Here is a 21,644-nt window from a genome sequence, read left to right on the forward strand (position 1 = left end):
TGATTGCCGAAACTTTTTACTGAGGGCTTGATTTTTTTCCACTTCTTCATCAAGAAAAAAGTAGTATAAAAAAGTTTTTTTACCAAATTTTTGAACCGCTAACTTATAACTTACCAATTTTGTGAACAAATACAAGCTATGTTTTAGACAGTTTTGCTGCTTTTTTATCACCATCTATCAGCACTGTATTGCACCTTTGTTGCCTCCTGTATGTCGATTTCACCCTAGTTGTTCTAGTTATGCAAAAGCTGCTTTTACTAAGTATGAGATCCCAAAAGCCATCCTGCTGACTTTACGTAGGTTGCTGCGCTGTCATCCTTGGGGAGATAGTGGCTATGATCCATTACCTTAACTAATAGTTCCCTCAAGTATAAGAATGACCACCATTGGTACATAAGCCGTAAGGCATTTTTATCCCACGCTTCAAATTCCTTATCAGCTGTTTTTCTATTTCAGTTATACTCAGTTATAACAGTCAATTTTTGAGCGGAACTATTTTACAAGGGGCATTTTTTTGGTGCACTTCTGCCACAGTAGTGAATGGATACGATAAAAAACTTTTTTACTATTAAACTAAACGTAAAGGATATGCACCATTAGTTCATGAGTACGCTACGGTAGGTCTCCACATCTTTTAACGCTGTACCGGTACCACGGACAACTGCTTGTAAAGGCTCTTCTGCAACATGGACAGGCAGTTTGGTTATACTATGTAACCGTTTATCTAAACCACGTAGTAAAGCACCACCTCCTGTCAAATGAATCCCATTTTTGTATATATCAGAAGCTAATTCAGGTGGCGCCATTTCCAATGCTTTTAGGACAGCATCATCAATTTTTGCAGCTGACTCTTCTAACGCAACAGCTATCTCTTTATAACTTACCGATATAATCTTAGGAATCCCAGTCATAAGGTCTTTACCATGTACTGGATAATCAGCTGGTGGCTCACCTAAATCCATCCAAACAGCTCCTACGGCTATTTTAATTTGTTCTGCCGTACGCTCTCCAATAACCAGGTTATGCTGCTTGCGCATGTAGTCTAGTATATCTTTATTAAATGCATTACCGGCTACCTTAATAGATTGATCACAGGCAATACCAGATAAAGATATAACCGCTATTTCTGTTGTACCACCACCAATATCGACAATCATACAACCAACAGGCTCGCCAATCTTAACACCTATTCCTATAGCGGCCGCAATAGGTTCGTAAATCATATAGACTTCTTTGGCACCTGTATGGGCAGCAGAATCTCGAACAGCCCTTTTTTCCACATCAGTGGTACCAGAGGGAATGCAAATAATAATTCTATTAAAAAACGGAGTGAAAACGGATAACTTTTTTTTAGACAACATCTTAATCATCCCTTGGATCATAAGCTCTGCTGCATGGTAATCCGCAATTACACCATCCTTAAGTGGCTTAATAGTTCGTATCGTATCATGCGTTTTTTCATGCATTTGCATAGCAGCTTTACCAACTGCAATCATCTTATTGGTGTTACGATCTATAGCTATAATAGATGGCTCGTCTACAACAATTTTATCATTGTGTATGATTAAGGTATTGGCTGTTCCTAGATCGACAGCGATATCTATGTGAAAATAACTCCAAATGCCCATGTAATATGTCTAAGTCTAAAAGATTGATGCATTTATATTACCTAAAAGTTTTTAGGCTAATATGACTAATCCGTACAAGCTATATGCTTAATACGTAGTGTCTTAAAATGTAAGTAATGACAGATTCTCACCATCAAAACAAGCATATGTATAATGAAAGACCCAGTCTCCAAGGTTACAATAACTGCTTGAATGATTTAATGCCTTTATATATGGGCAATGTGTATGGCCAAATATATAAAAATCGTGATGATTAAAAGGTTCTATCTTATCTTCACAATAGTGAAATATACGGTCCTTTTTTTCAAAAAACGAAGGGTTTGCCCCTTTTTTTTTAGTAAGATAACGATCTACTCTGTTATAAATCCAATCAGGTGGCAAAATCCTTACAAAGGATTGGAGCCAACGACTATGATATAGTCTACGCAATAGCGTATAACCAATAGTGGGACCAATCGTATCGCCATGACCCAAGAAAAATTTTCTGTTACAAATAGTAATAGATGCTGGCTTTCTAAATAATTGTACACCACATTCTTGTATTAAATAATCGATAGACCAACCATCATGGTTCCCTAAAAATAAATAAACTGGTATCTTATTTTGAACAAATTCCCAAAGTTTTACTTGAAATCGAATGGCTCCCTTAGGAATAAGGTATTTATACTCGAACCAAAAGTCAAAGACATCTCCTAATAAAAATAAGGCCTCTGCTTGTGGCTTTATATAGTCTAGCCAAGCTAGTAGCTTATTCTCTAATGCACGAGAACGGTTTACACCACTAGGACAAAGGGGCAGGTGTAAGTCTGATATAAAAAAGACTTTCTTAGCTAGTTGAGTTATGTCTATCAAAGCAATCAGCTAAACAAAATAAGGCCATGATTACAGGTTGCTAGTATAAAAAAATTGATTGGGTTTCTGTAATAGACCTCTTGGAAAAAACTAACTAGAGACCGCAATACAAGCATTTAAATGCATAAGCATTCAATAAATAATAAGCTAGCTTAGAAAATTATTCCACATTTAACAAATTTGCTTACTATAGCCTTGAACGAGGCAAACATGCAGGAATGGCTAATTGTTTAAAAAATCTAGGTTATTCAACCCCAAAAAACAGAAAACAAATTTATGATTTTTCATCATATAGCATACAATAATAATAGTCAATATTTCATTTAAGTTCAGTGAAAAAATCTTAGTGAGTTTTCTAGTGAATGTAGTAACAAATGTTTTTTTATTTTATGATATGCCAGATGATCAGATCAAACAGAAGCAACATTTAGGTATGCTCGAATATTTCATGAAGTATGTTAAGAAACGTGATATACTTAAACTATGGGATGAATTTTTAGCAAACTTTAAATCTTGTATTATACTTGACAAGAAATATGAGCTAGCACCTAGTCCTATACCTTAACCATCCATAAGCTAATAGCAGTCCCTAATGGCACCTTAGTGCCTGGTAACGGGTTTTGGCGTATAATTGTACCAACGGGTAAGTGGCTATCTTTATCTTTAATATGATGTACCACACCGATACGCATGCCCCGCTCTAATAATATTAAATTAGCTTCTTCTAAAGGCATTTTTACTAGATCTGGTACGTCAATAATTTCTTTCCCTAATCCAGCGCTCACTACTAAATCAATCGTAGATCCTTTATGAATGAGTTTGTCAGCAGGTATAGGACGACCATTGTACCATTGTTCTAAAACGGCATACTCGGTAATGTCAGGAACATGTTTGATGTTACCTAGTTTTAGTCCTTTGTTCTTTAGACGTAGCTGGGCTTCTCTAATAGATCCTTCAACAAGATTGGGCATGGAGACAAGTAGGGGATTTTCTGCATTTAAGGTCAAATAGATTTTTCGGTTTTCCTTAACGGAAGCACCTGCTGCAGGAAATTGCTGTAAAACAGTAAAGGGAGGTAGTTGAGGTGAATAACCACTGTTATCCGTTATAACGTAACCCAAATGATATTTACTAAGCTTTTCATCCAATGCCTCTAAATGGACACCTGTTAGATCTGGAACTTGAACAATTTTACCTTGATGCGTGATATAGGGCAAGGCTATGTAGAAGAAAATATAGAGTATACTTATGCTTAAGCAAAACATATAAACAAGATGCTTACATAGCTTTTTTACTGTTTTTTTGCTCATATTTGTAAGCTTGCAGCTCCTAGGTAAGTAGTAAAATTGATTTTGCTCAATCCATATTGGATAATCGCATCTATAAAGTCAAATGGCGTATAACCATTTAAGGCAGCCTGATGAAAAATACAGGTAGCTGGTGTCAGAGCAGGCAGTGCATTAATTTCAATTACCCAAACTTCCACCTTTTCATGGGAATAGATTTTTATAAAAGCGTCTATTCTAGCATACCCTTGTAAGTTTAAAACTTTTGCGACATCAGCCAGTCTGCTTTTGACACTTTTTCGAATTATAGTAGCTGTTTGGCTATTCTTATGAAAGCGTGCAGGGGTAATATTATGACCCTCCCCTGCTAAAAATTTTTCTTCTAAAGAAAGTATGTCATCTGCTGCTACTGTTTCAGATGGTTCAAAGATTTCATATAGCGTTTTACCATTAGCATCCATATGAGTTAATAAGCCGGTTGTGGTTTCTAAAAAACCGATCGTTTCTTTATCTTTTTGAATCAGCTCTTCCAGCAGAAATCTTTCTTGCCTTGGAATGTAGTCTCCTGATGGCAACGCTAATAGTTGCATCAGATCAGGTTCAATGAGTGTTTGGTTTCTAAAACTGGCAGATGCATAGGCAAGTAACATAGCGTTATGCCTAATCTTTACAACCCCTGCACTACAACCATCATCCACTGGTTTGGCAATAATCGGATAGCTAAATGTTTCCTCTATAGCATCGATCGTTCTAACTTGATTATAGTCCCAATCTCCTTTATTGATAACAAGCTGTTTGGCAACATTAAATCCTTTTTGGGCTAAAAATTGATTAGTGGCATACTTATCAATGGTCAAAGCAGTAGTTGCTATGCCAGACCCATTATAAGGTATCGCATAATCTTGTAACATACTTTGCAAAGTACCATCCTCTCCAGGCCTACCATGCAAGGCTATAAACATAAAATCTATCCTTTCTTTTAAAGCGCGAAAGCTAAGTTCCTCTGCTCTAAAAATAGCATTCTTGGCGTAAGTTCTTGTGATGGCGTTAGCTTCTTTTCGAATAGGGGTTAACAATTGCTCTGATGCACTGAATTTAGCTGGATACAAGAGCGCATCATGGATATCATCTGCATTATCTTTTAGCAGCAGGGCAATGGGTAATATAAAAATACGATAAGTTTGGCTAGAACCAGATAGAAAAAGCGGGAGAGGCGCATACTTAGTGGAAGCGACCAACTTACTATAGACATTTCGACCACTTTCTAATGATATATGTCGCTCGGGTGTAAAACCACCCATTAGAACCCCTATTCTTGGGTGCATCTTTTTTGTTTTTTTTCCTTATACCTGTTCCAGATCATTTCTTAAAGAAGCTATTTCTTCACTACTATCAAGTTGCACCTGCACTTGGTGAAGCTTCAGGAGCTTCAGGTGATGGACCATCTTCAGTAGAAATCTCCTTAGCTTCTTTGGGAAAGCGCTTGCCGATTAAACGTTCTAGATCTGATTTAAATATAGTCTCCCTTACCAATAAAGCCTCGGCCAAAAGGGTCAGTTTATCAATCTTTTCTTTGAGCAACTCTTTTACCCGTTCATAAGCACCCTCTATAATTGCTTTGACCTCCTCATCTATGGTGTAAGCTGTTTTTTCTGAGTAAGGTTTTGTAAAAGTATAGTCTACTTGTTTGCCGTTATGAAAAGAAAGGTGACCGACTTTAGGGTTCATGCCATAGACCGTAACCATACTATAAGCCAATTTAGTAGTGCGTTCTAAATCACTTAGTGCACCGGTAGAAATTTTTCCAAAAATAAGCTCCTCAGCGGCTCTTCCACCTAACGCCATAGCCAATTCATCTAACAATTGATTTTCCTGATAAATAAACTGTTCTTTCGGCAAATATTGTGCATAGCCTAGTGCAGCTATACCACGTGGTACAATGCTTACCTTTACGAGTGGATGTGCATGTTCTAGAAACCATCCCGCAATGGCATGACCTGCTTCGTGGTAGGCTACTATTTTTTTTTCTTCTGGAGAGATAAGTTTGTTTTTTTTCTCTAAGCCACCAATAATCCGGTCTATAGCAGCATGAAAGTCATGCATCGTTACAAACTTTCTGTTTTTTCTGGCCGCTATTAAAGCCGCTTCGTTGCACATATTAGACAAGTCTGCACCAGAAAATCCCGGCGTTTGCTCAGCAAGTTGTTTGATACGTATATGTCTTTCTAGTTTGAGTCTTTTGCTATGGCATCGTATAATAGCTTCTCGATCCACTACATCAGGGTTATCTATAGTTACTTGCCTGTCAAATCTACCTGGGCGTAACAGTGCAGGATCTAATACCTCTGGTCTATTCGTAGCAGCTATTACAATCACACCAGAATTGGTTGAAAAACCATCCATCTCTACCAAGAGTGAATTCAAGGTATTCTCACGTTCGTCATTTACACCAGGCATATTAGCTTTACCTCGTGTTCTACCTACTGCATCGATTTCATCGATAAAAATAATACAAGGTGCCTTTTCCTTGGCTTTTTTAAAAAGGTCACGCACACGAGCAGCACCTATACCCACAAACATCTCTACAAAATCCGATCCAGAGAGACAGATAACTGGCACACCTGCCTCTCCAGCTACTGCTTTGGCTAGTAGTGTTTTACCTGTTCCTGGCGGACCTACCAGGAGCACTCCTTTAGGAATTTTGCCACCAAGCAAAGTAAACTTTTCAGGTGTTTTTAAAAAATCGACTACTTCTTTTACCTCTTCTTTGGCTTCTTTCATTCCGGCTACATCTTGGAATGTAACTTTTAACTGATTATTTTTATCAAAAACAGTTGCTTTTAAGGTATTCATATTGAAAAGCTGCGTACCAGGACCTGCCATACCATTACCTGGCTTACGAATAAAGAACCAGTAAATAAGAAATAGCGTCAATAAAAAAGACCAATTAATAAAACTAGCTGGTTCTGAGCGTTCTTCGCATGTGTAGCCTATTCTAGCCTCAGGGTCTATTTTTTCTTCTATTGCTGAAAATTTTTTATGAAAAATATTAAAACTTGGTATACGAAAAGTGTAAACTACACGATTGTTACTTTTCCAAGCAGCTCTTCCCGCGAGTTCTTTTTGATAACAATCTTTTCTCAATGCATCCTCTTTAAGGACTACTTCCACTAGGTGTTGATTGGTAATTAAAGTAACCGCCTTAACCTCTTGGTTCAACATCATTTTTTCAAAACGCTTCTCAGAAATAGGAATCACACCTTGTTCTTTGCTATAATAAAATAATAAACCCAATATGATTAATATAGCCAATATAAAAATTGACTGAGGCGCGTTGTGCTGCACAAACTTTTTTTCTCTTTGTTTCATAACTTAGTTTGAATTGAATAGCTGCTATTTGTTATAGTGAAGATGCAATTTTACAAAAAACAATTGAAAAACAATTGAAAAACAATTGAAAAACAATTGAAAAGTGGAGATAATTTTTAAGATTAACATACTTTATGGTAAGCTTACCGCTTTAGGGCTGTCTATGATCGGCTTTATAGGGATGTTTATTATATAGCTTCCATAAATCTATCTTTAACTACCTGCCAATGAATGACGTTCCAAAAAGCCTCTATATAGGCTAAGCGTTTATTCTGATAGCGTAAGTAATAGGCATGTTCCCATAGATCTAGTCCTAAAATAGGTATACCTTGCTCTTGAACAGGGGTGGTATTCATAAGTGGATTATATTGATTATCAGTTGTAGAAATAAATAAACTCCCATCTTTTTTCGCTACAGATAACCAGGCCCATCCAGAACCAAAGTGTGCAACTGCAGCTGCTGTAAAAGCCTCTTTGAACTCTTTAAAGTTTCCGAAAGATTTTTCTAATGCATGCAATAAATCTGCTTGGGGCTGGTGGGAGGCATTAGGTGTGAGGCTATTCCAGAAAAATGAATGATTGAAATGGCCGCCAGCGTTGTTACGAACAGTTATATGGTAGGCACTGATATCTTTCAGCAAATGGGTTAGTACCGATATTTCTGTTCCTTCTGCAGCTGCGATAGCGGTACCAGTTATCGCTTGATTGAGTTTATCAACATAGGTTTGGTGGTGTTTAGTATGATGGATTTCCATAGTTTGACCATCTATGTAGGGGGCTAATGCGTTGTAGGCATAGGGCAAAGCAGGAAGTGTAAAAATCATAAAAATCTAAATTTTAGAATAAAGATAAAATTAGTTTGTTGCGCTACAATATAGTGTTTCTTAACTTTTTAAAAAAATAAATCAGCAGTTCATTACTTTCTTTAGCTAAAATATGTTCTTGGACTTTTGTCCGTGGGTGCAAGGTAGAAGTAGAACAGGTTTGGTAGCCTCTTTTGGGGTCACTAGCACCAAATACAAGTCGGTTGATCTGAGACCAGTAGAGTGCACCACTACACATTATACAGGGTTCTAGCGTAACATATAGGGTAGAGCTGGGGAGATATTTGCTATTAAAGTAATTAGCAGCAGCTGTTATGGCGAGTAGCTCTGCATGGGCTGTTGGATCTTTGAGTTGCTCTACTTGGTTGTGCGCACGCGCGACAATCTTATGACCAGCCACGATCACTGCTCCAATCGGTACTTCCCCTACTTTAGCTGCTTTTTTTGCTTCTTTTAGTGCAGCTTGCATAAAAAAAATATCGTCATCCATGCGACCTAAACGGCTCATGCAAGTAGGGAGTTTGTTAAAGTGGTAGTTAATTTTCTAGACTGCTTAACTAGTGCCTATACAAGTAAGACCTGAGCCATATTTGCAAAAATATATTGTAATTGCCCTTATAATTTAGTAATATTGCATTTGGCTGTTTTAAAATGATTAATGACTAGCGGTATACCACAGCTGCTGTGTGGCATAACAAAGCCCACACACTAAAGAAACTTTTTTACTGTTAAGCTTATGATAAACTTAAATTAACAGTCATAGCATTTCTAATGCATGGGCTTGCCGTTAAACTAAACTAAACTAAACATATAATTGAAAACCAATTACAGGAGGCAATGTAAATAAAAATAGATTAACTTGCAAATTTTTTTCTTTATTAAAAATCATATGCCCACCAGTTAGTGCGCTCTTATATTGTTCACTCAAACAGAGTGTATCGAATCGAAACAGGCATTAGGCATTTCAGAAAAAACAAACAAAAAACAAGAAGTGTGAACTAGCTCTTCTTCGCATAGAACAACTAATAACAAAGATGGAACTAATCCTACAGCAGAGAAATAATACGCGGCGTGTAATCTGATATTATAATTAAATACCTATACAAATATTAAGTGGTAACCATATCAGACTAAATTTGATCTTGTAGCCTATCTACTAAAATAGTATCTGATTTTTTCAGATTACAATTATGTACACTAGAACAAACTTTGATTTAAAGCCAATTCTAAAGTAATATGTGGGTTATTTTTTGTGATTTTTTTGTGATTTCTGTTTAATATTTAGTAGATTATTATGCTCCCATAAAAATTTTAAATCATGCCAAAATACCTTCGTACTTTTTTGCCGATAGATTACATTATAACAGATTGGGCTTCTATTCAACCTTTTTATGATAACCTCTTGGCCAGGCATCTTGCTACGTTAGATGATCTAAAAAAATTTTTAGCCCATTGGAGCGAACTAGAAGGGGTATTAGAAGAAGATGCTGGGTGGCGGTATATTCGTACCTCTTGTGATACTACTGATGTAGTCGCTAAAGATCGTTATGAATATTACATTACCAGTATAGCTCCTCATGTAACAGCGGTTACAGATCAGCTAAATCAAAAAGTGCTAGCTGCAAAAGAAGCACATACTTTACGTAAGGAAGCCCAATATGACATATTTTTTCGAAAAATTGAAAATCAATTACGCTGCTACAGAGAAGAAAATATAGCTATTCAAACCCAAATTCAGTTAAATACAAGGCAGTTTGGTGTTGTCGCAGGTGCCATGATGGTAGAGGTAGCTGGCCAAGAACTCACTTTACAGCAAGCCGCTGCTCATTTAGAATCGACTGATAGACCTTTTCGTAAAGAGGTGTATGATAAAGTACAACAACGGAGATTACAAGATAAAGATCTACTCAATGGACTCTACTCTAAGCTCATTGAGCAACGTCATCAAGTAGCTGTGAATGCTGGTTTTAAGAATTTTAGAGACTATGCTTTTGTATCCATGAATCGGTTTGATTACACACCAACAGATTGTTTGACCTTGCATAAGGCTATTCAAGAAGAAATCGTACCGTTACTCAACGAACTGGCAGAAGATCGAAAAAATAAGTTAGGCCTACCTATTCTTCAACCATTTGACCATGCAGTAGATATACAGGGTAGAAAGCCATTGCGTCCCTTTACAGATTCATCAGATTTAGTTAATAAAACGATTAGGGTATTGGAGCAGTTAGACCCTTTTTTAGGAGATTGCTTGCGTACCATGGAACAGATGGGCCATCTAGACTTAACCTCACGTAAGGGCAAAGCACCTGGTGGGTATAATTACCCGTTAGATGAGACCGGAGTGCCTTTTATTTTTATGAATGCGGCTTCTACGGTAGGCGATATGTTGACTATGCTTCATGAAGCAGGTCATGCCGTCCATGCTTTTTTAGTTCACAAGTTGACCTTAAATGCTTTTAAGCATTGTCCATCAGAGATTGCAGAATTAGCTTCTATGTCTATGGAGTTGCTCGCTATGCCGCATTGGGATGTTTTCTTTACCAATCCAGAGGACCTTATTCGTGCTAAAAAAGAGCATTTAATTCATGTTATTAGCTTTTTACCATGGATGGCTACTATTGATGCTTTTCAACATTGGGTCTATGAACATCCTAATCATACTTTAGCCGAAAGAGCAGAAAACTGGAACCGTATCTTTAGCAGCTTTTCAGACAGCATAACCGATTGGACCGGCTATGAGGAGTGCAAGAGTCACTTATGGCAAAAGCAGTTACATTTATTTGAAGTACCTTTCTACTATATTGAATATGCTATTGCACAGCTTGGTGCAATTGGGGTATGGAAAAATGCTCAAGAAAACCCTAAGCAAGGGTTGCATCATTACCTGAATGCATTAAAGTTAGGCCATACAGCATCGATGCCTAAAGTCTATGAAACTGCCGGGGTTTGCTTTGATTTTAGCAGGGAACATATTCGCTCCTTAGCGCAATTCGTGCGTAAGGCTTGGACTGAGCTTTAGGGTAATCGTTGAATACTGTGATAAGGTTTTTCTTACTCTTTATATGAAGAAAAAGCAGCCGTTCAGCGGACTGGTCAATAATGTATTTTTTGCTTACTTTTTTCTTGATAAAAAAGTAAGCAAAAAATCAAGCCCTGGGTAAAAAATGGCTGCAATCACTCCTTAGAGCTGAAAAAACAGAATCCACGCTGCAGCCTTCCTCTCAACTGTTTTTCTATTTCAGCTGTAAGGAGTGATTGCTGATCGCAATTATTTTACAAGGGGCGTTTTTATACGTAGCCTTACCATAGTGCTGAATGGATACGAAGAAAAAAGTGGAACAAAACAGCCTTTTAACCCAATGCACTACGCACAAGCGCCTCAATACCCTCTTGCAGCCCAATAGATGGAGTCCATCCTAGTCTGGCTTTAATTTTGGTACAATCAAGTCCATAGCGCCTATCTTGCCCTGCCCTTTCGGTAGTAAAACCAATTAAAGAATTATACGAACTTGCACGTAGTGGTTTCAAGCGATCCAGTATTTGGCAAATCATCGATGCTATTTCAAGATTAGTTCGTTCTTGATTGGCGCCAATATTATAAGATTGGCCGCTTTGGCCGCTATGCAAAACAGCATCAATCGCCCTGCAATGGTCCTCCACATGTAACCAATCTCGAATACTTCTTCCATCCCCATGCAACGAAACAGGCTTACCTTGTAATGCATTTTTCAGAACCATGGGCATTAGTTTTTCTGTATCTTGATACGGGCCATAATTGTTGGTTGAACGAGTAATAATCGTATGCAGTCCATAAGTATGGGTATAAGACCTTACTAAACATTCGGCTGCAGCCTTGCTGGCGCTATAAGGGTTATTGGGTGCAAGTGTAGTCGCTTCTGTAAATGGTTGAGCGTTATCATCTAATGCACCATAGACTTCATCGGTAGAAATATATAGAAATAGATGATTGGGATGAAGTGGCTGATTAGGTCCTTTAAACCAATGCTTATAAGCTATATGTAATAGCGTAGCCGTGCCCTCTATATTACTCTTTATAAAAAGCAGTGGATCAAGAATTGATCTATCTACGTGTGATTCAGCAGCCAAATGAATCACACGATCAAAGTTAAATTTTTGAAACAGCTCTGAAACCAATAAAAAGTTGGTCACATCTCCTTCTACAAAATAGTAGTTTAAACGCTGCTGACGTGCAAAAGATAAGCGAGCAGCATAGGTCAACTTATCTAAGTTTACAATGTAATAATTAGGATGCTTTTTCAAAAACCATTCAATACAGTGCGAACCTATAAAACCTGCCCCGCCTGTTATTAATAATTTTTGCATAAGAATGTGCTTACTAGCTAGTAGCTTACAATTATAAGCATTTAATTAATCCATAGCTTGGGTACTGTGGCGATGCTATAAAAAAAAATACCTGTAAAATAGTTCCGATCAGCAAAAGCGTTTTTTATTTTTTTTCACAGAATTGTAGTGCTTCCTCTGCTGCGTTGGCTAATGCTTCTACAATCTTAGTATTCAAATATTTTTTAGCTAGTTCAATATCTATGGCAAGTGTTTCTTTGGCCATGCATTTTAATTCATCTAACTGAGGATAACTTTTAGCATGTCGCAAATCATAAAGCCGCTCAGCCAATTTAATGCAAAGCACAAAAAGTTGCTCCCTATTGATTACCTGCTTAAGGGCATTCCCAATATAAAGCCCACATGGCTCCATATCTTGACGATCATTGACTGCTAAAACACTCTCTATAAACGAGTAAATATTCAGATCATAACTTGCTTTGATATACGAAAGTGGCAAACCTGCATGATTAACCAAGTCATACAGCAAAGCAACATAAACCGGTTCCGGATAGAATCGTACCCATTCTGCAACCAATTGTGTAATCCCTATAGCACGGATATATAGTAATTGCCCCGATAAGTGCCGTCTAAAACCATAACATCTCCTCATCAATAGAATTATTTCATCCATTACAGCTTTACGAACCTCTGATATTTCACAAAGCTGATTATAAGATCTGACAAACATTTCTATGGATTGATCGATTTCTTTTTGGTTGATAGGAACATTTAAAGGTAGTATCTTGGCAAGCATGTCATCTCTAACTGTTGCTACATTACAAGGCAATACCATGAGCATAGGTCTTTTTTTCGAAATAGGAAAGCGTAGATAACCATAGTGGGCACGAACGGCTCTTTCTATGACACGTTTTTCAACACGTATACGCTCTGAGTCCGTCTGACTGCTGTGCCACTTAAGCTCCCTACCTTCTGTAATATCCTCATAATAACTTCTAATTTGGGGTAATATAGCTGAAGGGGTAGTAGCACTACTGATTACTAAGGCTATGGCTGGGAAGCCTGTTTCCGAATGATACGGATCTTTTTGACGACGTTTTTGAATATATTTTAGCTGAGTAGTATGTAATTGAATTTTTACTACTTCACTCTTTGAACCATTATTTAGATTAGCAGTACGTAAAACAATAGGAACCAATGATTGGATCATATGATTGATATCACATGTAATCTTTTTAGGAATAGCATTATCTTTGTTTTCTATAACCATTTTGGGTGCTAGTGGGGTCTTAATTTCCAACGCAGTCTCTAGCCTAGCGATTAATTCATCTATCGTAATTTCACTTGGTGTTAATTGTATATGGTCTATGGATCTAGCGCGTTGTTTCAAAAAAGTGCTAAAAACTACAAATTTATCGATTATACTTTGGAGATCTTGCTTATAGAGCGGTCTATTATCTATATATGAAATAAGCTCAGTAACTTCTTGCATTGTTTTTTCTACAGAGGGTACTGTCTCTTTTGGTTTTTTACTAGAGATTTCTGAGTCTAAGTTTAGATTAGCTTCTATAGGTTGATTTTGTTTTTTTTCTATTAGTTTTTTTTGATTTTTTAAGTAGCGTTTATACAGTGTATAACCAGTTATTTTGCGTTTATTGTAAATGATAATACCGAAAATGATTAAGCCAAATCCTAATAAGGATAGTAAAGAATCACCTGATGCCAACAGTTCATCTATACCAATCTTATAGATTGTATACACAATTACCAATAATGTAACCGCTACTAGCTTGATGCTGATATAGAGGGGTAATACAAATAAAGTTGTAGATAAATGTGCTACAGATAAAGTAAGTGTAAATTGAGGATCTTGTAAATGCAACCAGTGCCAAAGCACATTTACAGGCAGGCATAAAATGCAGCATATCAGAAAAAATCTACCAACTTTCCAAGATGGAAATTTACGTTTTGGGGCAATTGCATAAACTATAAGCAGCATGCTTATAAAAAATTGTAATACATACCAATGAGTAGTTAGTCCTCCAATTAGGTAGTCTAATAGGGCAGTAAATATAAGGTAACATCCTGTACACCCAATAATGGCATCACTTGGTCTTAGCTTAGCTAATTTTTCTTTCATAACAGCAAACTTTAATACTTGCTTTATACGAGCTTGTTTACGTATAATAGCTTTATAAATCATTTGAATTTCATAATCAAATTGTTTATTAATTAACCCTTGGTCATCAGATGGAGACTTACTAAGATCGAGATAAAGCGCCACTACTAGAACGAATAGCAAAAAAAGTAATGCTATGAGGAAGGATATGTTGAGTGACATCGCAAAAGAGATTAGTAAAATCTAGAATAATAAATCTTATATTTGATATGGTACAAAATATAAATTATACAAATTATAGGTAATTATAATAATAAATTCAAGTTTTTATTTGAACTTATTAAAAATTCTAATCTGTAAAAAAGTTGGTAATTGGGCTATAGTTGGAAGCTGCAGTATGCTGCTAGTCTTTCAAAGAAAAGACTATTTATAGCTTTTTACGAAATTAGTAAGCAAGTATCTACTCAACAGCTACATTTTGTTAGTAGCTTAGAGGCTAACTTCGTGCTTATTTTTTAAATAAATCGAGAATTTAAAAAATATTTATTTAGTAGCGCCCTGGAGAGACATCATCATCTGTGTTTTTTTATCAGGGTTGTAGCTATAGTCAAAATCATGAGGAGCTAGTGCATGGTACTGTATTGCTACTTGAGATGTTTCTGTTTCTTTCTCTTTATTAAAACCATATTGCTCCTTTATAAATTTTTCAAAACTATAGTCAGCTGCATCTGGTAGGCTGCTAATCGCACTATGTTGTATACCATTGATCACATAATCAACCCATTTTATTTTTTTGGCATAGTCACCATATTCCATCCAGTCTCCATACATAGACTTCTCGTAGAGTTTTTTGTCAAATGCTTTAAGAGATATACCCATTTTTTTAGCTACTCTACCTCCCAAACGTTTCCATACCTTATTCAGTTCTTCATACTGTTCTTTTGTTGCTCTTACATTACCATAAAAAAACCAAGAAGAAGGTTGATGATGCAATATTTCGGCATTTGGATAAGCATAAGATTTAGTAGCCAATGTAGTAATAATAGCCGCCATAGAAGCAGCAAATGCTTTTACAACTACATAGACAGGTGCTTTACTATGTTCTATCGCTTGCAAGATATTCCATCCTGCACTTACAAATCCCCCTGGCGAGTAACCAATAATAAGAAATATAGGATTTACACTATTTTTGTTGTTAAAGTAATGAATTTGATCTACAATATAATTTGCTTTCCAAGGTGTAATGGTACCATTGAGCTCAATGCATCGGTCAGAAAGCACCAAGGTATTGGTTTGCTTGTTTAATGGATCATTTAGGTAAATAGGCTTTTTTTCAATACGCTTATCGCGTACTGCTTTAGCTTGCAAAGCCTCTATTTCTGCCTGTAACCGATTAGTGGTCTCTTGAAGTAGTTGGGTTTGACCTTTTTCTAATTGTATTTCCTTATCTAGTTTAATTAATTGGATATTATATTGTTCCATTTGTTTCATAAACCTAGCTTGTGCTAGCTCTAATTCGATGTTAAGCTTTTCCTTTTCCATATTGAGCAAGAGCATAGCTTTCTCATGCTCTCTTCGCGCATTTTCGTCTTCTGTCTCTTTTTCTAGCCGTTTTCGTTCTTTTTGAACACGCAAACGCTCAATTTGAGAAATAATCGCTGAAAGTTCTTTTTCTAAGCGGGCACGATGAAGTGCATTTTCTATTTCTAGCTCATTCTGCTCACTTTGTAGCTTGGCTTTAGTATTTGTGTTAGCATGATCAGCATCAGAAGATTTTTTTTGCACGATAGGAGATACAACGGCTACTTCTTTCTTTTTCTCTTTTTTTGCTGCTGCTGCTATATTATGCTTGACTAGTAATATAAAAAAAAGAAACCCTAATCTAACTAGTTTGTGCTTATGGTGTAGAGCCATCATGTCAATTAATTACATTAAAATTTATTAAATAAAATAGATTTACGCTATCGCTCTATAAGTTTAACAGTTGTCCGGCTAGGGGTCGAACCTAGAGTCTTCTGGACCAAAACCAGACGTGTTGCCATTACACTACCGGACAATTATAACATCTGTAGTAGGACTACAAATCTAAGAATTTAATTATAAAAAAGTAAACAATTTCCTGTTTTTGAATTTCTAAAAGATACAGATCCCAGAACTGCGATCTATAATAAAGCGAATTTCAAGGGCCAGATCTAAGTGTAAATTAGCTGCACAAGTAGCGCTGTGCAAAGAAGATATATAAAAAGTTTTCTGTGCAAAAAAAATAGATAGTTTAATAAAAAATTGTAGATTTTAATTTATCAATGCTATAAGTTAAGTACTGGCTTGCCGTGAGAATTATTTAGTAGGTAGAAAGTAGCTTTTGGCAACAAACCTATTGTTATTTTACTTAAAAAGTTGGAATGTCGTTTAGTATGCTACGTTTTGTTATAATATTCATCTTACTGTTTTTGCTAAAACCTGCTTGTACAAAAGAAAGATTAGCTAAACTTAAGCCAAGTGACACCATAATAGGATTTACAGGCTGCTACGTTATATTGACTACTATATTGGATTATATAACTGGTTCTGCTATCTATTGGTATGTACTTCAATTTATTACGGCTATTTGGCTTATAAGTTATGCAGTAGATGCCAACAAACAAATCCCATCCTGGAAAATGGGTCGGTGTTGGTTGATAAGTATAGTTTTTTGCCTGCCTATAAATGTGCTTTGGCACTGGTTAGGGGCAATTGACCCGCCATCTATTTTCACATTAGCCTTATCTGCAGCTCATTTATCGCTAACATTATTCGTATTGCCTTTATATATAAGCATAAAGCTTGTAACTCTTATGCTACTGGTTATTGTTTACGCCATATGTTACAAGCATACGCATCTATTACTATCAGAATCAGGGCTGTATTTTATATCGATGTTGGGATTAGCCTTGATCATTTTTTCCATTATTGCTTATAATAAGCGTAAGCTAGCCGGCTCCAAACATCATGACCGATACCTAAAAAACAAAATAAAAGAAAAACAAATAACCCAAGAGGATCCGCAAAATCAAAAAGTATGTGGCGTATATTCAGATTTAGAAATGGTTCGGAATAATCCAAAAGGAGCTCACGCTTTTATAGATCAAATCATGCAAGAAGTGACACAATTTATTGCTTACTTAGATGATAAGCCTCTTTATAAGGAAGATTTAGATGTTATTATGAAGAATTTTATTATTTGGGATATTTTTTTAAAGCAACGCGCTAGATCTAAGAATCATATAATCTTACTGCCGGTAGAAATTAGCCTAGATGAACTAGTGCGAAAGTTAGAAGTTGCCTTAGAATTGGAAAGTAGGGAGCATGCTGTGCCAAAGTTATTAATAGAGTCCAAAGATGATAAACTTCCTAAAAAAATCATTTGTGATGTGAGCCAGATGGTTTGCTTATTGACACCTATTGTGTTAAGTATTGCTAACCTAAATGGCTCAAAGGATTTTTGTGTAAAAATTCAATTATATACCACCTACCTGAATTACGCGTTACACCATCCTTACGAGGCTAAATCGACAAATGTACGTTCTCCTGCTATAGCTTTAGTGATTGGTAACGCTACGCTTCCTGAAGATATCTTGACCAATATTAGACCTTATTATGAATATACTACCACAGGTAGTGAATTCCGTTGGCACAGTGTTTCACAGAAAGAATTAGAATGGAGAAATATAGAAAAACGAACCATAGAACAGATTGTTCGTACCCACTATGGTTACTTGCAATTTCCCCCTTCATCTAAAAAACCGATACTTATAGTAGTACCTTGTGATGTAACTGCTGTACGGGATGAGATGATTGCTAGAATACTGCCTTCAGATGATGCCATTACTCACAAAGAATATGAGGAATCTATGGTTATGTTAACTAAAGCCTATAACAATCTCTGTACGGTAGCTGAGATGCGTACCATTGTATTGGATGAGCTTTTTTTATTAGTAAGGCGTTGTTATGGTTTCAGAAGACATGTATCAGGGCAATTATTCTATATCCGTGCATTGGGTATTGCGCAATTAGTAGCAGAGTGGGTGCCTGCTCAACCAAGACCTGTTTATTTTAGCTTAATTTATGGTTTAGTCCGTTATGCAGGTCTGCCACTTGCTTATGTTAAAGCCAATTATAGTGTAGATGTCTACTCTTTTGTAGAAAGAACGATCACTGTTAATAATCGCCAAGAGATGGAACCATGTGGACTTTACGTAGGTAATCGCCTCAAACGCATCATCAATAGAGAACAACTTTTTGTACTCTGCGTTAAATTTGCGGAACGGCTTTATGACTTACGTCATGCCAAAGACTATATTCACCTGGAAGAGGTAAAAAATATGGCCCGAGAAACCTTGACGGTAGATATTGAACTTGGAAAGAAGTATTTGAATGCTAGGATTGTAGAACAACTAGTAGAAGCCGCTAATAAGGCACTGCAGTTTTGTGAAGGTATCTGTTAAATAGTATATGTTATTCTTTTTGATTTAAAATTGTTTTGCAAATGTAACTCATTTCCGGTACCCACTGCGCAATGTTGTTTTTTTTAGCCCATGGAATATAAAATGTTATCGTTTCTTGTGCAATTCTTTTTTGGTCTACTAGTTTACGAAAAAGCAAGGTTCTCAGGTTATGGAGTCTGTCAGCTAGCTTAACCTGTACTACACGAATATCTTTACATTGGTCTAACAAATTTTTATTTTCTTTATCATCTAATTTCCATCGGTAACCACTCGTATTGTAATGAGTCACCATATTTACAATATAAGCCACTTGAGCGCCATACATTAGTTCCACTTGGGTGAGTGGAATCAGTGTATCTTCTACTACATCATGCAACAAGCCAGCTAGAATCGTTGTAGGATCTTTAGTGATCTCTAATAGTATTTTAGCCACTGCCATAGGATGGGTATAGTAGGGTGCACCAGATTTACGTGTTACCAATCCGTGCGCATTTTTAATAAACCTAATGGTTTTTTCTATCATTTCTTTCGTCAAAGTAGTTTCCATAGTAAGCAGTGCTACTAACTCTTGTTCTTGCGCTATACTTTCTTTTGTTTCGCTTGTTTTATAGCTCAAGGTAGTAGGGTCGTAAGTTTTAAAACGCATCACTTTTTCACCATTTACGGGTAATACATAGCCATAGGTTAAAGTTTCTTTGGTTTGTATGATGGTGTCATAACCATCATGTGCTTGTACAATTTGCCTACTTTCTGCTTGATAAAGTTGATTTTCTGACTTAGGTAGATGGTTATAGAGGGCATCATGCTTGATATCATATATTCGTTTTACGCTTGGTATATGGTTATCTGTACTGATAAAAAAAGCTAGTGCACGCAAAGTAAGTGCATGGTTGTTAGATGGTATAGTATTTTGATAGTCATAACGTAAAAACGTATCAGCAATGGTTAAGGTGACCATATGATCTGTTGCTTGCTCACTTTTGCTGATTTCGAATAAGTTTACAGTTAAAAGACGTTCAAAAAGACCCGGATCGGCTATCAGATGCATTATTTTTGTTTGGTTCCGTAATAGTAAAGCGATAGGTTCTCCTAACTTAAGCGCTGTATTATGTGCCCGTAAGATAGCTAAATCAATGGCTACTGGCTTTACTACTTTTTTATTAAGTGTTAGGATACGTTCTTCTTTCACCCTGTTTAGTAAAAAATTGCTAAACTTGTCGAACCGTTTGATAAAACGGTTGATTTCTCCCCCAAGTTGTGCTTGACCATTTTTGTAGAAGTAAGAACAAGGCGCTTGCAATATGGCACTCATTTCTTCTAGCATTTTATTACCATAGATAGGATGCAGTTTAGACCAGTTCACTTGGTTATAGATTAATTCTAATGCTGCTTTGCGTTCATAAACTCTGGCTAATGCTATGATTTTGAGCTTCATATCTATTTTATCACGTAGATATTTATATATAGCAAAACCTACTAGAGTAGGCATTAAAATAGTTATAGCTAAAACAAATTCTATAGAAATTATCCTATAAATAGAGAAAAATGAATTTAAACACGCTACATGGGGTGGTATAAATTTGTGTAGGATCATGGCTATACTGAACATAATAATTCCTGCTTTCAAGGACAGAAGGACTATTCCTAAAGCTAGGTTAACGATAGACAACATATAAACTATAGGCCTAAAATGGCCTAATTTTGCAAATTGTATACTGGAAAGAAAAAGTAATATAAATAATAGAATAGGCCATGCCCCATGCAATATGGGACTACCTGTTGGGTTATACCTCTTAAAAGATGGGTAGATGATTAAAATAGTTCCACAAGCTATTACCGAAATATACCAATAAATATAACGTGAAAAGTAGTCTTTTTCCATATAGAAAAGGGCCATCAAGGTGTTGATTATTATATAAACACCCAATACCATAAAAGTGCTTGTTCTTTTTGGGAAACAATTTTTCCAGTATGCTTTCGTAAAGCATAATTTGCAATTTTGTAGTCTTCTTAACCACCAGCGCTTGGTTTCTTGATTTTGTAAATCCAGTGCAGTAAGATCTTTAACGCCTATCCAGCCAGTATTAGGGCGTTTAGGAAGGAGATAATGATTGATAATCAGCATAAATAAGTTTAAAAACAGGGCTTGGAGTATAGATAAGTTTACTATAGAAGATAGGATCATATTAATCGCCATGTTTAATAAAACAGCAATTGAATGAGGTTTAAAGCCAAAACTAGCCATGATCAGTGGAATAATAAAAGTAAGGTAATAAAGCCCTGTTATATCAAACACTTTTGCGTAATCAATAGGATAACAGGTTATACACATACTTGTTATACCTACTAAAACAGAGATAATCCGTGTAGTCTTGAGTTGGTATTTGGTTAGCCATTTAGGTGAACCAACTATTACGGGTAATACATCATGGGTAAGTAAAACAGTAGAAGTATGTAAACAAGAATCAATCGTTGACATAATTAAAGCAATGATAGCAGTCACTAAAATCCCGAGCATACCAGGAAAGTATGCAAGCTGGATCAAGTAATCTATAACATGCTGATTGGTTCCGATAACATGATCACCTAAATGTACCGCTACAGCAATGGTAAAAAAAAGTATAATCAAGCTGGCTTCTATCATGATCCTTTTATACAAAGTTTTGGCTGCCTCTTTTGTAGAGGCAGTCATATAAAAACGTTGAATAGATGGAGGATCAAATATAGAGAACACAGCCTGTAGTAGTTGATATTTA

At 36.2% G+C, this 21,644-nt stretch carries 14 protein-coding genes, 1 tRNA gene and 1 pseudogene; 4 read left to right on the forward strand and 12 right to left on the reverse strand.

The annotated features are described in order from the left end of the window. The first annotated feature begins 121 nt into the window (after positions 1-121). On the forward strand, positions 122-352 hold the full coding sequence (yidD, locus tag MUW74_RS03180; protein WP_243518477.1) for a membrane protein insertion efficiency factor YidD: 231 nt from the start codon (positions 122-124) through the stop codon (positions 350-352). Between the two features lie 244 nt (positions 353-596). Here yidD and MUW74_RS03185 read toward each other — a convergent pair whose 3' ends face one another. Then, positions 597-1,628, reverse strand: a complete 1,032-nt coding sequence (locus tag MUW74_RS03185; RefSeq protein WP_243518475.1) for a rod shape-determining protein — start codon at positions 1,626-1,628, stop codon at positions 597-599. A 102-nt stretch (positions 1,629-1,730) separates the two neighbouring features. Beyond that, complete coding sequence (locus MUW74_RS03190) at positions 1,731-2,480, reverse strand: UDP-2,3-diacylglucosamine diphosphatase (RefSeq protein ID WP_243518473.1); 750 nt, start codon at positions 2,478-2,480, stop codon at positions 1,731-1,733. Between the two features lie 340 nt (positions 2,481-2,820). On the opposite strand from MUW74_RS03190, the gene MUW74_RS03195 reads away from it, so the two are divergent. Then, the gene (locus MUW74_RS03195; RefSeq protein WP_338140476.1) at positions 2,821-3,045 is read left to right on the forward strand and encodes an Rpn family recombination-promoting nuclease/putative transposase; all 225 of its coding nucleotides are present in this window, start codon (positions 2,821-2,823) and stop codon (positions 3,043-3,045) included. On the opposite strand, the gene MUW74_RS03200 is transcribed toward MUW74_RS03195, so the two are convergent. From MUW74_RS03200 to MUW74_RS03220, 5 genes and pseudogenes are all read right to left on the reverse strand, one after another. Then, complete coding sequence (locus MUW74_RS03200; protein ID WP_243518468.1) at positions 3,035-3,790, reverse strand: PASTA domain-containing protein; 756 nt, start codon at positions 3,788-3,790, stop codon at positions 3,035-3,037. The genes MUW74_RS03195 and MUW74_RS03200 overlap by 11 nt on opposite strands. Beyond that, a complete protein-coding gene (locus tag MUW74_RS03205) occupies positions 3,787-5,091 on the reverse strand; it encodes a hypothetical protein (protein ID WP_243518466.1) in 1,305 nt (434 codons plus the stop codon). The genes MUW74_RS03200 and MUW74_RS03205 overlap by 4 nt, the downstream gene beginning before the upstream one ends. A 154-nt stretch (positions 5,092-5,245) precedes the next feature. Continuing rightward, positions 5,246-7,135: pseudogene (gene ftsH, locus MUW74_RS03210) on the reverse strand (ATP-dependent zinc metalloprotease FtsH); the annotation flags it as partial. Positions 7,136-7,323: 188 nt separating this feature from the next. Further along, positions 7,324-7,959, reverse strand: a complete 636-nt coding sequence (locus tag MUW74_RS03215) for a superoxide dismutase (RefSeq protein WP_243518464.1) — start codon at positions 7,957-7,959, stop codon at positions 7,324-7,326. A gap of 43 nt (positions 7,960-8,002) precedes the next feature. Then, the gene (locus MUW74_RS03220; RefSeq protein ID WP_243518463.1) at positions 8,003-8,467 is read right to left on the reverse strand and encodes a nucleoside deaminase; all 465 of its coding nucleotides are present in this window, start codon (positions 8,465-8,467) and stop codon (positions 8,003-8,005) included. Between the two features lie 810 nt (positions 8,468-9,277). Between MUW74_RS03220 and MUW74_RS03225 the strand changes: the two genes are divergently transcribed. Further along, positions 9,278-10,981, forward strand: coding sequence for a M3 family oligoendopeptidase (locus tag MUW74_RS03225; protein WP_243518461.1), 1,704 nt, complete (start codon positions 9,278-9,280; stop codon positions 10,979-10,981). Positions 10,982-11,313: 332 nt separating this feature from the next. Here the strand turns inward: MUW74_RS03225 and rfbB are convergent, their stop codons facing one another. The 4 genes from rfbB to MUW74_RS03245 form a co-directional block, all read right to left on the reverse strand. Next, positions 11,314-12,306: a dTDP-glucose 4,6-dehydratase gene (rfbB, locus tag MUW74_RS03230; protein WP_243518460.1), complete on the reverse strand. Its 993-nt coding sequence runs from the start codon at positions 12,304-12,306 to the stop codon at positions 11,314-11,316. 124 nt (positions 12,307-12,430) lie between these two features. Beyond that, positions 12,431-14,626 (reverse strand): hypothetical protein, encoded by a 2,196-nt coding sequence (locus MUW74_RS03235; RefSeq protein ID WP_243518458.1) that lies wholly within the window; start codon positions 14,624-14,626, stop codon positions 12,431-12,433. Positions 14,627-14,947: 321 nt separating this feature from the next. Continuing rightward, complete coding sequence (locus MUW74_RS03240; RefSeq protein ID WP_243518456.1) at positions 14,948-16,321, reverse strand: ClpP family protease; 1,374 nt, start codon at positions 16,319-16,321, stop codon at positions 14,948-14,950. A 67-nt stretch (positions 16,322-16,388) separates the two neighbouring features. After that, positions 16,389-16,460 (reverse strand) — tRNA-Gln (locus MUW74_RS03245). 394 nt (positions 16,461-16,854) lie between these two features. Between MUW74_RS03245 and MUW74_RS03250 the strand changes: the two genes are divergently transcribed. Continuing rightward, positions 16,855-18,888, forward strand: coding sequence for a hypothetical protein (locus MUW74_RS03250; protein ID WP_243518454.1), 2,034 nt, complete (start codon positions 16,855-16,857; stop codon positions 18,886-18,888). A 10-nt stretch (positions 18,889-18,898) separates the two neighbouring features. Here the strand turns inward: MUW74_RS03250 and MUW74_RS03255 are convergent. Then, positions 18,899-21,644, reverse strand: a 2,746-nt coding sequence (locus MUW74_RS03255; RefSeq protein ID WP_243518451.1) for an HD domain-containing protein, incomplete at its 5' end; no start/stop codon positions are given.

The organism is Candidatus Cardinium sp. cBcalN2 (genome assembly GCF_022810445.1).
Classification (GTDB): domain Bacteria; phylum Bacteroidota; class Bacteroidia; order Cytophagales; family Amoebophilaceae; genus Cardinium.

What these genes read in the sequence shown, in the direction of transcription:
- rfbB (WP_243518460.1), bottom strand. Translation starts at nt 12,306, where the DNA reads ATGCAAAAATTATTAATAACAGGCGGGGCAGGTTTTATAGGTTCGCAC.
- MUW74_RS03205 (WP_243518466.1), bottom strand. Translation starts at nt 5,091, where the DNA reads ATGCACCCAAGAATAGGGGTTCTAATGGGTGGTTTTACACCCGAGCGA.
- MUW74_RS03225 (WP_243518461.1), top strand. Translation starts at nt 9,278, where the DNA reads ATGCCAAAATACCTTCGTACTTTTTTGCCGATAGATTACATTATAACA.
- MUW74_RS03220 (WP_243518463.1), bottom strand. Translation starts at nt 8,467, where the DNA reads ATGAGCCGTTTAGGTCGCATGGATGACGATATTTTTTTTATGCAAGCT.
- MUW74_RS03185 (WP_243518475.1), bottom strand. Translation starts at nt 1,628, where the DNA reads ATGGGCATTTGGAGTTATTTTCACATAGATATCGCTGTCGATCTAGGA.
- MUW74_RS03200 (WP_243518468.1), bottom strand. Translation starts at nt 3,790, where the DNA reads ATGAGCAAAAAAACAGTAAAAAAGCTATGTAAGCATCTTGTTTATATG.
- MUW74_RS03215 (WP_243518464.1), bottom strand. Translation starts at nt 7,959, where the DNA reads ATGATTTTTACACTTCCTGCTTTGCCCTATGCCTACAACGCATTAGCC.
- MUW74_RS03235 (WP_243518458.1), bottom strand. Translation starts at nt 14,626, where the DNA reads ATGTCACTCAACATATCCTTCCTCATAGCATTACTTTTTTTGCTATTC.
- MUW74_RS03240 (WP_243518456.1), bottom strand. Translation starts at nt 16,321, where the DNA reads ATGATGGCTCTACACCATAAGCACAAACTAGTTAGATTAGGGTTTCTT.